At 65.1% G+C, this 15,583-nt stretch carries 15 protein-coding genes; all 15 read right to left on the reverse strand.

The window, feature by feature from the left end:
- Positions 1-71: 71 nt before the first annotated feature.
- Positions 72-1,937, reverse strand: a complete 1,866-nt coding sequence (gene asnB / locus AC4FWB_RS11070) for an asparagine synthase (glutamine-hydrolyzing) (protein WP_491026037.1) — start codon at positions 1,935-1,937, stop codon at positions 72-74.
- Between the two features lie 153 nt (positions 1,938-2,090).
- On the reverse strand, positions 2,091-2,357 hold the full coding sequence (fliQ, locus tag AC4FWB_RS11075; protein ID WP_027165133.1) for a flagellar biosynthesis protein FliQ: 267 nt from the start codon (positions 2,355-2,357) through the stop codon (positions 2,091-2,093).
- A gap of 23 nt (positions 2,358-2,380) precedes the next feature.
- Positions 2,381-2,788: a flagellar hook assembly protein FlgD gene (flgD, locus tag AC4FWB_RS11080; protein ID WP_126098093.1), complete on the reverse strand. Its 408-nt coding sequence runs from the start codon at positions 2,786-2,788 to the stop codon at positions 2,381-2,383.
- Positions 2,789-2,790: 2 nt separating this feature from the next.
- Positions 2,791-3,228, reverse strand: coding sequence for a flagellar biosynthesis repressor FlbT (gene flbT, locus AC4FWB_RS11085; protein WP_491026038.1), 438 nt, complete (start codon positions 3,226-3,228; stop codon positions 2,791-2,793).
- Positions 3,225-3,572 carry a flagellar biosynthesis regulator FlaF gene (gene flaF, locus AC4FWB_RS11090; RefSeq protein WP_491026039.1) on the reverse strand — a complete coding sequence of 116 codons (348 nt, stop codon included), beginning with the start codon at positions 3,570-3,572 and terminating at the stop codon, positions 3,225-3,227. The genes flbT and flaF overlap by 4 nt, the downstream gene beginning before the upstream one ends.
- Before the next feature lie 31 nt (positions 3,573-3,603).
- Positions 3,604-4,653 carry a flagellar hook-associated family protein gene (locus tag AC4FWB_RS11095; protein WP_491026040.1) on the reverse strand — a complete coding sequence of 350 codons (1,050 nt, stop codon included), beginning with the start codon at positions 4,651-4,653 and terminating at the stop codon, positions 3,604-3,606.
- Positions 4,654-4,656: 3 nt separating this feature from the next.
- The gene (gene flgK, locus AC4FWB_RS11100; RefSeq protein ID WP_491026041.1) at positions 4,657-6,111 is read right to left on the reverse strand and encodes a flagellar hook-associated protein FlgK; all 1,455 of its coding nucleotides are present in this window, start codon (positions 6,109-6,111) and stop codon (positions 4,657-4,659) included.
- Between the two features lie 32 nt (positions 6,112-6,143).
- On the reverse strand, positions 6,144-7,400 hold the full coding sequence (locus AC4FWB_RS11105; RefSeq protein WP_491026042.1) for a flagellar hook protein FlgE: 1,257 nt from the start codon (positions 7,398-7,400) through the stop codon (positions 6,144-6,146).
- Positions 7,401-7,491: 91 nt separating this feature from the next.
- Entirely contained in the window at positions 7,492-8,160 is a 669-nt protein-coding gene (locus AC4FWB_RS11110; protein WP_126092181.1) for a response regulator transcription factor, read from the reverse strand.
- A gap of 224 nt (positions 8,161-8,384) precedes the next feature.
- The gene (locus AC4FWB_RS11115; protein ID WP_491026043.1) at positions 8,385-8,975 is read right to left on the reverse strand and encodes a transglycosylase SLT domain-containing protein; all 591 of its coding nucleotides are present in this window, start codon (positions 8,973-8,975) and stop codon (positions 8,385-8,387) included.
- Complete coding sequence (gene fliK / locus AC4FWB_RS11120) at positions 8,905-10,302, reverse strand: flagellar hook-length control protein FliK (protein ID WP_491026044.1); 1,398 nt, start codon at positions 10,300-10,302, stop codon at positions 8,905-8,907. The genes AC4FWB_RS11115 and fliK overlap by 71 nt, the downstream gene beginning before the upstream one ends.
- Entirely contained in the window at positions 10,299-11,735 is a 1,437-nt protein-coding gene (locus AC4FWB_RS11125) for a MotC family chemotaxis protein (RefSeq protein WP_491026045.1), read from the reverse strand. The genes fliK and AC4FWB_RS11125 overlap by 4 nt, the downstream gene beginning before the upstream one ends.
- Complete coding sequence (locus AC4FWB_RS11130; protein WP_491026046.1) at positions 11,732-13,144, reverse strand: MotB family protein; 1,413 nt, start codon at positions 13,142-13,144, stop codon at positions 11,732-11,734. The genes AC4FWB_RS11125 and AC4FWB_RS11130 overlap by 4 nt, the downstream gene beginning before the upstream one ends.
- Positions 13,141-13,767, reverse strand: a complete 627-nt coding sequence (locus AC4FWB_RS11135) for a hypothetical protein (RefSeq protein WP_491026047.1) — start codon at positions 13,765-13,767, stop codon at positions 13,141-13,143. The genes AC4FWB_RS11130 and AC4FWB_RS11135 overlap by 4 nt, the downstream gene beginning before the upstream one ends.
- A 3-nt stretch (positions 13,768-13,770) precedes the next feature.
- Complete coding sequence (gene fliF, locus AC4FWB_RS11140; RefSeq protein ID WP_491026048.1) at positions 13,771-15,429, reverse strand: flagellar basal-body MS-ring/collar protein FliF; 1,659 nt, start codon at positions 15,427-15,429, stop codon at positions 13,771-13,773.
- Between the last annotated feature and the right edge of the window lie 154 nt (positions 15,430-15,583).

Consider the following 15,583-nt stretch of genomic DNA (forward strand, 5'->3'; position numbering starts at 1 on the left):
GAAGGCAAAGGCGAAAATGCGTCGGCGAAGGTTTAAGCCAAGCATCTTGCCGGTCTGGACCAAATTTTTGATCATTTCGCGGCCCTGAACTCGGCATGCAATGCCTCGGTCAAATTGCCCATCGTCTCGTTGCCGACATACAGTCTCAGCAACATTTCCATGCCGACAAGTCGCAGCCTGGATGGCTCCTGGCTTTTCGCCAAATCGATGAGGTCGTCCAGTTCGGACGCAGACCATTTCATGGCGTCGCGCAGGAAGCCGCCGCGCAACAGCCCCTGCGCGCCTGCCGAAAAGGCGCCGGACATCTCGAAGCCGTTCTTTGCCGCAGAAATGTTTTCGCGCGGCAGATGGCGTTCGGCGACTTGCTTGAGCAGCCATTTGCTCGTCCGATGACGGTATTTGTGCTGCCTCGGCAGATGCATGGCGAAATCGATCAGCCGGTTCTCAAGGAAGGGTACTCGCAGCTCGACCGAAGCTGCCATGCTGAGGCGATCATGCCGGTGCAGCAGGTCCTGCAGATGCGAATAGAGATCGTAGAAGCAGCTTGCCAGGAAGGCGCGGTCGCTGTCCGGGCTGACGCCGTCGAGCCGGTCGAACAGCTTGGTCTGCAGGAAGTTCAGTTCGGGCGACAAGGCCCTTAGCACGATGTTGCGGTCCCAGGGCGAGCCGCGGCCGATCGAATTGCGGAACGGCGCCCGGCGAAGCTGGGCTAATTTCCGTTCGCGCGCCGCCTTGGAGCGGAACAGGTGCCGAAGCCATGACGGGCGCCACAACCTCATGGTCGACGCCTGCCATTTGTAGCCACCGAACAGCTCGTCGGAACCCTCGCCGGTGAGCAGCACCTTGACGCCGTCGGCACGGCATTGATCCGCGAGCGCCAGCAGGCCGGCAATACTGGCATGCCAGCCATCGCTCTCGAGATGCCAGACCGCGCGGGGCCAGAGCTCGAAGAACCGGTTCCGGTCGACAGGCACGCGGCGCAGGTCGACGCCGACATGGCGGCCGGTTCGCTCGGCGCTTTCCGCCTCGCTGCGGCCGAGCTTTGGATCGACCACATAGCCATGCATCTCCGGCCTGTAGCGCCTGGCGAGCGCGGTGATCAGACCGGAATCGACACCGCCGCTGCAAGCGGTGGCCAGGCTGGCATCGGCGATGCAGTGCAGCTCGACGCTTTCTTCGAGCAGCGCCTGGAGGGCGGCCAAGTGCCCGGCGTCGGACGTCCTGTCGTTGACGATGCGCGATGTCTCCAGGACGTCGAGCACATGCCAGAAACGCCGCTTCTCGATGCCGCCATCGCTGATCTTCCAGAGGCCGGCGGGAGGCAGGCGCTCGACGCCTTCGAAGATGCTGTAGCTGGAATCGCGGCTCTGCCAGGCAAGCCGCAAGGTGATCTCGCGCGCGTCGACCCGGCGCGCAAAATCCTGGCAGGTGAGGATCGCCTTGTCCTCGGAGGCGAACAGCAGCCGCTCGCCTGTGTCGGCCACCGACATCGGCTTGATGCCAAGCCTGTCGCGGGCAAGCCACAATGTGCCGTTGCGTTGATCGAAATAAGCGAAGGCGAACATGCCGTCGAACAGCGGCACAGCCTTTTCCGCGCCCCAATGATGCAGGGCCTGGAGCACCACCTCGGTGTCGGAGACCGTGCGGAACTCAAGGCCTTCGGCTTCCAGCGACTTGCGCAGCGAGCGGTAGTTGTAGACCTCGCCATTGTAGCAAAGGACGCCCTGGCCATCGGTTGTCAGCATCGGTTCTCGCGCGGCGGGCGACGGGTCGATGATGGCGAGCCGGCGGTGACCGAGCGCCAGCCTGGCGCTGTTCCAGCTGTCGTGATCGTCCGGGCCGCGATGCGCCAGCGCCTGCATCATGCGGGCGATGTCGGAAAGATCGCCGGCGCCGATCGGATCGCGCTTTCGCCAGACGCCGGCTATCCCGCACATGGCCCGCCGGCCGCTTCTGCCTGATCCATTGCTTTCCGAAATCCAAGATGCCGGCAGGTGCCGGCGCGGCCAACAATCTAGCCGCAACAGGGCCGGCCGCAAGCGATGTTCCGGCTTGTGCCCAAGGGCCTCAAGACTTGCGGCAGCCGCTCGTCAGAAGCCGTGCTCGATGCGTTCGAAGATGACGTTGGTGAAGGCCGAGATCTGGCTGCCGATGAACGGTCCGGTCAGCGCCACCACCAGCATGATGGCGACGATCTTGGGCACGAAGGTGAGCGTGATTTCCTGGATCTGGGTCAGCGCCTGGATGAGCGCGATGCCGATGCCGACCGCCATGGCCACAAGCACGACCGGCGCGGAGGCTGTAAGCACCGTCCACACCGCGTACTGGACGATATCGAGGGCGTCGGCCTCGTTCATGGGCAGACCCCTTACGAAACCGGCTAGGCGGCCGGCTTGATCGAGACGCCCGCGCCGACGGGGACTTCAGTGCCGTCCTGAAGCACCGCTATCAGGCCGCTGCTGGCGAGCTTCACCGAAGCCACGGTCCCCGTGGTCTTGCCGTCGGCGGAGGTGATCGAGCGGCCGATCAGCGCGTCCGCCTGCGATAGCGCCGAGGACTGCATGATCTGGTCGAGCTTGCTGTTGGTCTGGACCGACTGCTCGACCTGCGAGAAGGTCGCGAGCTGCGCGACATACTGCGTCGAATCCATCGGCTTGGTCGGATCCTGGTTCTTCATCTCGGCGATCAAAAGCTTCAGGAACGACTGGTAGTCGACGGCGGTTTTCGAGGTCTGCTGGCTTGCCTGGTTGGCGCCAACCGGGATCGTCGTTGTCATGTCCACGGCCATCTTTATGCTCCCACAGCCAGCGCGCGCGGCGCTTCGGAAATGTCTTCATTGCCGGTGAGTGCCTGGCGCTCGAGCGGATACAGCGCGCGGATCGCCTTCAGCGCCTCGTAGATGTGATCCTCGCCGACCATGCGGTCGATCTGCTTCAACGCGTTGCAGATGTCCGGATTGTCGAAGCTGGCGATCAGCATCGGCAGCGAGCGGCGGAACATGTCGCGGGCCTCGGAGGCGCCCGACGGGTTCATCAGCATGATCTGCACGATGAAGTAGAGTTGTCTCAGCGGCGTGGAGGCCTGGTCGGCCTGGATGACATGGCTTTCGAGCAGGAACTGGACGTCGTTCATCAGCTCGATCGAGACCTTGCGGTCGACGCGGATGACGGCGCCGTTGATGTAGATCTTCTCGTTCGGCTTCAGCGAGATCTTCAGCGTGTTGCTCATTGAATGCCATCCCGGATGATCTGGGAGACCTCGATCAATCCTTCGAAATTGTTGGTGCGGCCCTGCCGGATGTCTTCCGTCTCACGCAGCAGCCACAGGCCGATCGAGATCAGGTTGGCGCGCAGCTCCTTGGGCAGCGCATTGTCGCTGGAGCCGAGATCCTCGACGAAGGTGGTCCAGATGCGGTTGGTGAAGTGCAGCGCCTCGATCGCTTCCATCGACTCCGGCCCGACGGCGGCTGCTGCCGCCAGCATGTCGATCGAGCGGGTGAGCAACTGTCGCTCCCGGTCCTTGGCGTCGGCGACGGAGTCGGTCTGGATGTCGGCGTAGGAGAATTGATACATCGTCGGAGCTCTGGCGTTCCGGTTTATCTGTTCAGGTGAGATAGTTCAGCAGGCTGAGCTGCTGCAGGCGCGCGGTCAAGGCGAAGGACGTTTCGATATGCTGCGTCAGGTCGGCCACGCGGGTGGCAGCCTCCGTCGGGTCGACGCCCTCGAGGTCGATGATGTGCTTCTCGAACAGATCGACCTGGGTCTTCATGCGGTCGCTGGCATCGGACACCCGCTTCTGGGCGAGGCCGGCTTCGGATCGCACCTGGACGATGCCGCCGATGGCTTCGCCGACCAGCTTCTGCGCGCGGCTGACGATCGTATTCTGCCCCTGCTCGCTGATGTTGCCGGTGAAAAGGGTGCTGACCATGGCGGCTGCCATGGCGAGCTTGCGGATGCCCTGCTCGTTGGCGCTGACCGATGTCTGCGTCGTCTCGCCCAATGAAATGCGGCTGGTGATCTGCTCGTCGGTGGCGCTCGACCAGTTGGTCTGCCAGCCGGAGCCCAGGAACTGCGGCTCGACAGCGGTGGTGATGAAGCCGTCCATCTGCGCGGCGGTGATGTTGGCGGCTGCCGGATCATTCTGGGTGAAGCCGAAGTAGCTGGTGAAGGCGGCGTCGAACGCTGCCTTGGCGGGCGAGCCGGCAGCGCTGAAATCATCGATCGGCTTGACGTCGGTGTTGGTGCCGGCAAACAGATATTCGCCGTTGACGCTGGTGTTCAGGATACCCGCCATCTGCTGCAGCGCGCTGGCGCCGGCGGTCTGGGTGATGCCGGTCGAGGAGTCGCCCGACACGGCGCTGGTCAGCGCCGTCAGAAGGTTCTGCGCGACATCCGAGAGCTGGCCGAGCGAATCCTGCGTCGATGTCAGGCGCGCCGCGACCAGCGAATTGGAATCGATGATGCCGTTCAGCCGGTCGAGATCGCGCTGGAAGGTGACGGCCTGCGTCGTGCGCCCGCCAAGCGCCAGGCCGACATCCGCGACCTTTCCGGTCTGGGATTCCGTCGTCGCCTTGACGAGCTCGGCCTGCATGCGCATCTGCTGATAGCGCAGGGCGTTGGAGATGGCGGCCGAGGAGACGGCTGTCGCTTTCATGGCTTATCCCACCGCGCTCAATAGGGCGTCCAGCATGTCGTCGACGGTCTTCATCATGCGCGCTGATGCCTGATAGGTGTGCTCGAGGTCGAGAAGCAGGGACATTTCCTGGTCGACATTGACGCCGGTGTCGTTCGACAGCGCTTCGGCGGTGCGCGCGGCCAGCGCCTCCTTGGCGTCGGCGTTGGTCGACGCCTGCTGACGCACGCCTTCGAACCAGCCGATGGCATTGGCCGCGTAGTCCGAGACGCCGGAGCTCACCGTGATGCCGGCGGACGTGTCGAAGGCCATCGGCTGATCCAGCCTGTTGCCATAGGCGATCAGCAGGTCCGAGTAGGAAGCCCCGCCGCCGGTGTTGGAAATATAGGCCGCGCCGTTGGCGCCGCCGTCGCGCAGGAGCGACGGGCTGCCGCCGGCGCTCGGGTCAAAGGCGGCGTTGACGCTGATCGAGCCGGCGAGGCCGTTGACCAGGGTGCCAGCAGCCGGAATGGCCGGCGCGCCGGACCAGGTGAAAAGGCCCGCTGCGTTGGGCTGAGACGGCGCGGTCTCGGCAAATGCCGTGATCAGGCCGCGCGCGATCTCGTCGAGCTGGCTCTGCATGGTCGCGGCGACGCCGTCGCGCAGCTTCAGCATGCCGGCGAGCTTGCCGTCGGCGCTGGCGTTGTCGCCTGTGCCTGCCGAAAGCGGCACGTTGTCGATATAGATGGTGCTGCCAGGAGCGCCGGCGGTGTAGCCGGCCGAAGGCGTGAAGGTTACCGAGCGCGGCACCGTCTCGAACAGCGTCGTGCCGTCCTTGGTGGTGATGACCATGTCGTTGTCGCCGCGCGTGAAGGTCGACACCGGGACATATTCCGCGATCTTCTTCAGAAGCGCGTCGCGCTGGTCGAGCGCGTCGGACACATCCGTGCCGGAGCGCGTGCCGGCGATGACGGCCTTGTTGGCGTCCTGGAACTGGCTGAGCAGCGAGTTGAGGTCGTCGACCGCGGTGGCGATCTGGCCATCGGTCTGGGTGCGGAAATCCTGGATCGCCTTGGTGCCGTCGTTCAGCGAGCTCACCACCTGCTTGGCCGCGTCGATGACGCTGGCGCCGAGATTCTGGTTCGACGGCGTGGTGGCGTAGAGCTGCAGCGCCTGCTGCAGATTGGCGATCGCGGTCGACGGAGACGATGCGTTGTCGACCCCGTTGACCGAGAGGTCGAGCTGATCCATGCCGCTGTAAAGCGCGCTCTGGCCGCTCCATGCCGACAGCGCGGAAAGGTTCTGCCGGAACAGAAGGTCATTGGCGGCGCGCTGGATCTCCACCGATCTTGCGCCGGGCGCCGTGCTGGTGACGACGGCGACGCGGCGGGCATAGTCCGGGTTGGAAGCGTCGGCCACATTGCGCGACACGACGCTGGTTTGCTTGGATGTGGCCAGGAGCGCCGACTGGGCGATGCTTAGTGCGGTGGAAAGCGACATGCGGGTCTTTCACGGGCTGGCGCCCGATGGGGTTATCTCTTCAGGTTGACAAGGACGTCCATGAGGTCGGAACCGGTCTGGAAGACCTTGGAATTGGCGGTGTAGCTGCGCTGCGCCGCGATCATGTTGGTCAGTTCCTCGGCGATGTCGACGTTGGAATTCTCGAGCGCGCCCGAGACGATCGCGCCAAGCTTTCCTTCGTTGGCAAAGCCGATGCGAACGGCGCCGGAATCGGCGCTCTGCACATAGACGTTGCCCGGCATCGCCGTGAGGTTGTCGGGGCTCTGAACGTCGGCCAGCGGAATCTTGTAGAGCGGTTTTGTCGAGCCGTCCTGGTACTGCGCGTAGATCACGCCGTCCTGCCCGATCTGGATCTTCTCGATGGTGCTAGGGGCGTTGCCGTTCACATCGGCGTCGGCAACGGTGTAGCCGGTGCCTAGCTGGGTCAGCTTGGAGAGATCGAGGTTGAGGGTCGAGCCGTTCGGCACCGTGAAGGAGACGCCCGTGGTCGCGCCGGTAAGCTTGCCGGTGGTGGTGTCGAAGGTCAGGTTGGCCGAACCCAATGCGCCGCCGGTGTAGGGGAAGGACGTGCCAGGGGTTGCCTTCGACTGGTCGAAGACCGACACCTGCCAGGTTCCGGCGCCGGTGTTGGTGAAATAGACGTCGAGCAGCACCTTGTTGCCGAGATTGTCATAGGCGACCAGCGAGGACTTCGAGGTGTATTGGGCCGCGGCGGTGTTGGTGGTGGGCAGGCTGCCGGCTGCGACCGGAGTGGCGCCCGACGGCAGATTGCCGGAGAAGGTGCCCTCGGTGCTGGGCGTCGCTGTCATCTCCTGGTCGGATATCTGCACCGGCACCAGGCCCTCAAAGCCGTTGGCGGTGGCCGCGGGCACGCCATTGGCATAGCTGTAGGCCATCAGCTGGTAGCCGGCGGCGTTGACCAGCCTGCCCTCGGCGTCCGGAACGAAGGCGCCGGCGCGGGTGAGGTAGGGCGTGCCGCTCGGATCCTGCACGACGAAGAAGCCGTCGCCGTTGACGGCGAGGTCGGACACCGACGTGGTGTATTGCATGACGCCTTGCGAGCTGATGGCGGAGCGGATCGTCGTCGTCACGCCGCCCGAATTATAGGCGCCGCCGGTCGTCGGCATGATCAGCGTCGAGAATTCGGCGGACGAGCGCTTGTAGCCGGTGGTATCCGAATTGGCGATATTGTCGGCCACCGTGGACAGGCGATTGGCTTGAGCGTTCATACCGGAAACGCCGGTCCGCATCATTCCGTAGAGGCTCATCGATACATCTCCGCAGTGCCTGGGTAGGAGGCCATAAAGCTATGCCTCGTGTCTTGCGCGAGGCTGGCGCGGCCTGCGTCGGCGGCGGCCATCAAAACACCAGCCGGTAGCCGAGGAACCTCTTGGAATCGATCGGGTCGTGGCCGAGCTTCTCGCGCAGTTTCTTGCGCAGCTTGGAGATGTGGCTCTCCACCACGTTCTCCTCGACCTCTTCGTCGAAGATGCCGTAGATGGCGTTGAACACCTGGGTCTTGGTCACGCGCCGGCCGCGATTGCTGGCCAGATATTCCAGGATACGCCGCTCGCGGCGCGGCAGCGGCAGCGGCTCGCCGTCGATCTCCGGATCGCGGCCGTCCATGAAGATGCGCATCGAGCCGACTTCGGTGTAGGCGGCCTCTTCATGGGCGCGGCGGCGGATGGCGGTGATGCGGGCGAGAATCTCGCGGATGTGCACGGGCTTGCGGACGACGTCGTCGACGCCGCTCTCGAAAAGTCGCAGCGTGTGTTCCAGTGAATGCTGCTCGCTGAGCGCGATCACCGGCGCGCCGGTGCGGTCGCGGATCTGGCGCGGCGAGATGGCGCCGTCGCGGCAGTCACCGATGAGGAAGGCCCTGACCGATCTCAGATCGGTATCGGCGGCGGAGCTCACCCACTCGCCGAACTCGCCCGGCGCGAAGCCTGCGGTGGCGACGCCTTCGCGATCGAAAAGCGAGCTATAGCCTTCAGTTACGAGCTCCCGCTCATCAACGATCACGATCATCGGACCACCCCTCCGAATCAGCTCATTTGCCCCGTGCGGAAAGGGGTACCCGGCTCGGCGAATCCTGAAAAACCGTCATTTCTTGTAGCTATTTTCTTGGGAGTTTTTTTGGGAGCCGTAATAAAGGCGGTTGTACGAGGTGTATTGGCGGCACCGGATCGGGGACGATACTGGAGTCGCCGGGAACCTCGACGGCGCCCGGTTCAAAGTCGTCGCAGCAACAACTAATGATTGCAGAAGGCGGCGGCGTTCGGCGTCCATTTGCCGAAGCCGGTGGCGACCATGTTGGCGATAACGCGGCAGACATAGATCTTCTGCGCCGGGTCGTTGTTCGGGCCCGCATGATAGCGGGCGACAGCCATCGACCAGGTCATATGGCGGGCATGGAGGCTCACCAGGAAGCGCGCCGCGTAGTCGACATTCTGGTGCGGATCGAGCATGTCGTCGACGCTGCGGAAATGATCGCCGTGATAGCGATGGTTGATCTGCATGCAGCCGAGGTCGATCAGCGTCTTGCCCTCGTGACGGGCATTCTCGAATGTCGCCAACGCTTCGCCGCGGCTGCGCGGGAAGACAGCTTTTCCTTCTATATTCAAAGCGTTGGGCTGAAGGCTGCCCTTCTTTCCAGTCTCTGTCAGGCCGACCGCGTAGAGGATACCCGCCGGCACGCCGTAGCGATCGGCGGCGCGCAGGATTTCCGGCTCGCAGGGATTGCCGGCGGCTTTGGCGGCGCCGACAGCCAGGCTAGATATAGATATCGTCGCCAGCGCGCTCGCGAAGAGGCGAAGCAGCGCGGCCGAATTCCTGTGCGCCATTGCCGTCGTTCCTTCCCGGTTGCCGATCGCCGCCGGCGCCGTTGCCGCCCGAATTCCCCGGTTGGAATGAAGGCTGGTCGCGGCCCGTCGACATCGGCAGCGCGCTGTTGGCATCGGCGCGGCTTGCCGAATGTACTGCTATCGAGGGTTGCAGGATAGTGACCTTGTCCACGTCGAATCCGAGGCTCCGCATAGACTTGACGATGGCGTCGCTGTCGGCGGAGAGACGGCGATATGCCTCATGCGTTTCCGGCTTCATCTCAATCGAAAGTTGCTCTCCCGAGAGCCTTAGGCTGGCGGTCACCATGCCGAGCTCCGAAGGGTGGAGCTCGATCTTCAGGACATGTGTCGGAACGGCAACAGAATTGGCCGTCTGAGCGGCAACCGAGGCGCTCGAGAAGCTCTGCTGGACGCCATTGTCCGAAGCGATCGCCTCAACCAGCGCCGATGCCGTCTGGCTGATGGGATTCTGCGCCGGCGCGGGGAAGCTCTGCTCGCTGACGACATCCATGCGCCCGGCAGCCGGGGATGGCCTGGTCTGATTGATCGACGCGATGGATTGCGCCGTTTGGGTGGCCTTCTGGGCGACTGCCGGCCGCCAGCCGTGCGGCGTCGCGGCGTCGGTTTCGGTGCCTTGCGTTCCCGGCGGGATGTCGTCCTTGCGGACCAGTGCGTCCCCGGCCGGACCGGCGCTCACCGGTTTCTGTCCGAAATCGGGTCCGGACTTCTCCGTCGCTGGTCCCGCGCTACCGGATCGCGGCAACGGCTCGGAGCTTTCGGAGGCGTCGGCCAATGCACGTTTGCCCTGACGGATCGCCAGGTGCGAAGCGGCGGACCGGCCAATGGGGGGCTGGATCCCTGCCTCTCCCTCGGCCGTGGATCCGTCGCGACCGGCATTTGTCGATGTTGCGAAATGGCGGATGTCGCCCAACGCCATCAGCAAGGGCAAGCCGTCCTGGAACTGAGCGGCACCGGACGATTGCCCGGCCGAGCTGGCATTGTCCGCTGCCTTCGCATGACCGGTGTCGGCATTGTTCTTGGTGGCTTTTCCGGCTGCCGGCTTTTGTGCGGCGGTCTTGTTCTGCCCATCCTGGTCAGGCTGTACCTTGGACGAACCGGCGAGGGCGCGCCGCGCCGAGTGCGCATCGGAAGAAAGAGACTCGGCCGGCTGCTTGCCCTGCCGGACCGATTTTTCGGCGCCATGCACCATCTCGCCGAAATTCGAGCCTTTCTCCTTCCCGTCGGCAGCCTGCTGGCGTGACTGGGTGTGGGTGGGGCCTGGTCCCGACAGGGCCTGACTCACGCTGGTCATTTGGGCGCTGGTCATTTGGGAGCGGCTCCGAGCAATTGGTCAATCTGGTCGAGCTGCCGGCGTGTATTGAGCATCGCGGCGTCGGTGGGATCGTGCGGATCAAGACCCGAAGCCGCCGGCGCGGACGCAGGCAGCACCGGCGGTGTTTCGGGTGGGGCGGAGGCCGGAGCTTGGGCCGTGGACTGAGCCGTCGCTGGTGGGGTAGGCGGCACGGGAGCTGCGGCCGGCGCGTCCGCCGCCGGCTTGGCCAGGGCGGCGACAGCCGGCTGCTCGGAGATCGCGCCTTCCACCGGCGGCAAGGCATCGGCGTCGACCTGGCCCGCGGGGTCGGTTTCGGCGGCGGGTTTCGCCGCATCGCTCTTTGCCGGATCTGCAGCCTCGGTCTTGTTCTTGGCGGCCGCCGGCACAGGAGCGACAACCTCGCCGGCGACGGCTTGCGCCGCATCGAGCAAGGCGCGGTCGCCTTCCGAAAGCTTGCCGCGATCGATCTTGCCGAGCCTGGCGCGCACGTCGTCGATCGTGGCCGACGTCACCGTGGAGAGGCTCGAGTAGAGCACGGCCCGCGGATCGTCCTGATTGCCGTTGCCGTTGCGGCCCCGCTCGGCCCGCGCCGAGGCAAAGGCCGAGAGGTCGGTCAGCCCGTCGATCGCGGCGCGGCGCGCGATGCGCAGGTAGATCACCTTCTCGCGCTCGGCATCCATCATCGACGTGATGTCGGCCAGCTTGTCCTGGCCGATCGACATATGGAGCGCAATGACACCGGAGACGAAGGAGTCTGCGAACTGACTGGCATAGGGCGAATAGAGATAGCCGGCGACATACTGCGTCGAGGCGAGCGCGAAGCGAGCGGCGTTGCCTTGCGCCGCGGCGATGCCGACGGAGCGGCGAAGGGCTGCTTCCTCGACCAGCGTACCGGGGCTGAGCAGGCGCGCCTCGTCCAGCAGGGTGAGCGCGCTTAAGGGTTCATCGGTCGCAAGCAGCGAACCCTTGACCAGCGCCAGGAAGGCGCCGAGGTCGGGGGGCACGCTCATCGGATCGATCGGCTTCAGGATTTCGATCGCGGCGGCCGGCCGGCCGTTCAGATAGGCGACGATCCCCTTGGCGATGGCCAGGCTCTGCGGGTCGGTCGTCGCGCGCGAAGCCGCTGCCTCGACGGTGACCGGGTTGCCGCCGCTCATGCCGTAGACGAGCAGTGCGCGGAAATTCTTCGGGTTCTTGAAATCCCCGGCATCGGCCGCGCGAAGCCTGGCATCGGCCATTTCCAGAAGCTTGGCCTGCATCGGCAGCGCCGCATGGTCGCCGCCGGCGATACGGTCCTGGATCAGCTGCAGCGAACGCACCAGCTGATAGGGCTGCAAGCCATCGTCCTGCGCGAAAGCCACCCCGGGCGATCCAGCGGTAAGCAGGAGCAGCCCGACGGCGCGGCCGATGACGGTCCTGCCCCTCATCCGCCGGTCGCCATCAGGATCTCGATGCGGCGGTTTGCGGCCGCCAGCGGATCGGACGGGATCTTGGGCTGACGGTCGGCGAAGCCGGCGACCTCGGTGATGCGGCTTTCGTCGACGCCGCCGCGCACCAGCATGTAGTAGGCGGAGTGGGCGCGGGCGGTGGACAGTCGCCAATTGTCGTAGGTGTCGCTGCGGAACGGCCGCGCATCGGTATGGCCGCCGATGGTGATCGTGCCTTTCTTCTCGTTGATGATGTGGCCGATCTTCTCCATCGCCAGCACCAGCTCGCGGCGCGGCAGGGCTGAGCCGATCTCGAACATGCCGAAGTCGAGCTGGTCGGTGATCGAGATGACGACGCCCTTGTCGGTGGCCTCGACGGAGACGCCCGCCGCCAGTTTTTCACCTGGCGCGAAGGCCTTGGCCAGTTCCTGCTTGATCTCGGCCGCGGCCTTGAGGGCGGCGCTGCTCGGGGCCTTTTCCTCCTTGTCGGAAGCTTGTTCCGTCTCCGCCTTAGCCGCTTCGGCCTTCGCGATATCGGATTTGGCGGCGCCTCCGGCTTTTTCGACGTCTGCCTTCTCACCTTCGGCTTTTTCGCCCTTGATCTCCTTGCCGTCGGCTTTCCCGACTTTCGTGCCGTCCGATGCGGCAGTCACCTTGGCACTGGGTTTTTCCGGTGTCGCCAACGGCTCGAGCGGCGCATCCAATTGCGGCGGCGTGGGCGGAACGGCCTTGACCTTCGGCACTTGGGTTTCGGCGACCTTCTCGCCGGGCTTGGCTGGGTCGCCTTCGATCTTCTTGCGTTCGGCGCTGGCTTCGGCGCCAGGCGTCGCCACCTGCTGCGACCAGAAATCCGGCGCGAAAGGATCGCGATAGGATTCGCCGCCGGAAGCACCGGTCGCCGGTCCGGCGTTCTGGGCGCCGCCTTCGCCCTTGGCGCTGACATTCTGCATCACGCCGGTGTCGGTGGCGATCTCTGACAGCACAGCGTAGGGATCGGCAAACAGATGCTCGTCGGAAAGATCGGACTTTTGCGAGGCCTCCTTCGTCTGCCTGCGGTCGGACGAGCCGGCGCCGCCCTTGCCGTTCTCGCCGGCCTTGCTCGCGCCATCCTGCGGGTTGTCGGCGGTGAGACCAACCTTGCTCGGCCCGTCGCCGAGATCCTCCAGGCCCTTGCGGCTGGAGTTGCGGTCGATCAGCTCCACCGGGTTGAAGTAGCTGGCGACCGCCGCCTTGGTCTGCTCGTTGGCGGCGTTGATCAGCCACATGACGAGAAAGAAGCACATCATGGCGGTCATGAAGTCGGCAAAGGCGATCTTCCAGACGCCGCCATGATGGCCGTCGTCGTGACCGTCGTGATTGCGCTTGACGATGATGATCTCGTGCCGGGGCTCACCCTCGATGGCGCTCATGACAGAACCTCCGAGAAGGAAGCCGACCATTCGGCCATGCGCGTCTCGAACACCGTTTCATCGATGGTCACGGTCAGGTCGAACCCCGGAGCTTCGGTGAAATCGAGATTGGCCGCGCGGTCTCCAAGTGCTGCCTTCAGCGGCTCGAACAGCGACAGCGGCCCGCGCACGCCGATGCGCACGGCCTCGCCGTCGGCGATCGCGGCGCTGATGGTACGGGCAAGGGCGTCGAGCGAGCGCTTTTGCAGATCGTCGCTGACGATACCGCCGACGATGCGGGCAACCGTCGCGGCGGTGAGATCGGCAACGCGCGCTTCCATCGCATCGATGCGCATCGCGACCGCCGCGCCGAGATCGCCGCCGAAGCTTTCCAGGAATGCTTGCGCCGCATCGTCATTGGCCCGGCGCTCGGCTTCGAGCGCCGCTTGATGGGCGGCCGTGAGGCGGGCCTCGAGCGCCGCTTCCGCATCGGCCACCGCCTCGGCGATCAAAGAGCCGATGTCGGCCTGCGGCGGCGATACCTCCGGCTTGCGCTCGATGTCGACGGCCGCCGGCGCTTGGCCGGCGCGCGGGGTGCGCGAACCGAAATCAGGCAAGAGATCGAAAAGAGCTCCCGAAGCCATGACTTATGCCGCCGCTTCAGGGGCGGCGGCCCATTTGCGCAGGATCTGGGCCGTACGCTCCTCATTGAGGTCGACCATGCGCGCCAGCCGTTCCTGCGGCGCTGGCCTGATCTTCTGACGCAGGTCGTCGAGCGGGGTGGTGCCGGGGCGGGCGCCCGGCAAGGCGCCTACCGGTGTGTCGGAGGCAATCGCGGCCACCGGCGCGTCAGGCGTCGGCAGCGAGCGCTGGACATCGTCGAAGCTCGGACCGGCGACGGCAGCAGGCTTCGCCGCTGCCGTCAGCGCGGTCGCCATCGGCTTGAGTCCAAAGAAGGCGACCAGGAACACGACGACGATGAACGCGCCGGCATTGATCATCGTGCCGGTATATGTGCCGATCGAGGCTAGGATACCGGGCTGATCGATTGGCTCGCCATCCAGTCCGTCGATGAACTCGACCGCCGAAACGTCGATGATGTCGCCGCGTTTATCGTCGAAGCCGGTCGCCGAGGCCACCATCTTCTGGATGTCGGCGACGCGCTTGGCGATCTGCTCCGGTGTCGCGTCCTTGCCGAGAATGGTTTTGAGCCGATCCTGGTTGACGACGACGGCGATCGACATCTTGGTCACCGAATAGCCGTTGGAGACGGTGGCGATCTTCTTGGAGTTGATCTCGTAGTTGGTGATCTCTTCCTTGCGGTCGTTCTGCGAGGAGGACTGCGGCCCCTCGGTGCTGGACGTCTGCGTCTCGGGCAGGTTCTGCTCGACGCTGGTCGGGGTCGAGGCCTGTTTCTGGTTGCTGGCCTCGTTGGTGCGCACCGACTGCACCGACCGCTCGACACGGGATTCGGGATCGAAGATCGTCTCTTCGGTCTGGCGGGTGTCGGTGTTGACGTCGGCCTTGACGCTGGCGCGGAAATTGTCGGGGCCGAGATAGGGGGTGAGCGCGCGGCGGATGTTGTCGCCGATCTGCGCCTCGACCGTCTGCTCGACGCCAAGCGTGCGGGCAGCGCTGGTGTTGGAGGTGTCGTCGCCGGCGGCGAGCAGGTTGCCGTTGGAATCGAGCACGGTGACCTTGTCGGCCGACAGGCCCGGAACCGCCGCGGCGACCAGGTGGCGGATCGACTGCGCGCTCTTCTCGGCATCAACGCCGGCATAGCGGATGACCACTGAAGCGGAAGGCTGCTGCTCGTCGCGGCGGAAATTGGCGCGCTCGGACATGACGATGTGGACGCGCGCCGCCTTGACGCCGGCAATCGACTGGATGGTGCGCGCGATCTCGCCTTCCAGCGCGCGTACGCGGGTGATCTGCTGCATGAAGGAGGTGAGGCCAAGCGAGCCGACATTGTCGAACAGCTCGTAGCCGGCGTTGGCGCTGGTCGGCAGTCCCTTCTCGGCAAGCAGCATGCGCGCCTGCGCGGTGGTACCGGCCGGCACCAGCACCGACGTTCCGTCGGCGCCGACATCGAAGCCGATGCCGGCCTCGCCCAGCACCAGGCCAATCTGGTTCACGTCGTTGCGATCGAGCCCGACATAAAGTGTCTCGTAGGCCGGACGGTTGAGGTAGACCGAGGCGACGCCGATGACGGCCATGACCAATGCGGCGATGCCGCCCATGAGAGCGAGACGCCTGATGCCGAATCCGCGGAGGTTCGCGATGAGGCTCTGGATCTGTTCCGGCACGATTCAACCGCTCCCAGCATGACTGTCCGCCGGAAGACTAGACCGCGAAGCTTGTGCGAGGATGATAGGGCGTGCCGCCAAGGGCCGCGCGAGACACGGAAGCAGCGATCCGGCGCAAGCGAAAGGGCCGCGTCAAGACGCGGCCTTCTGACGG

Source organism: Mesorhizobium sp. LEGMi-168a, assembly GCF_058312955.1.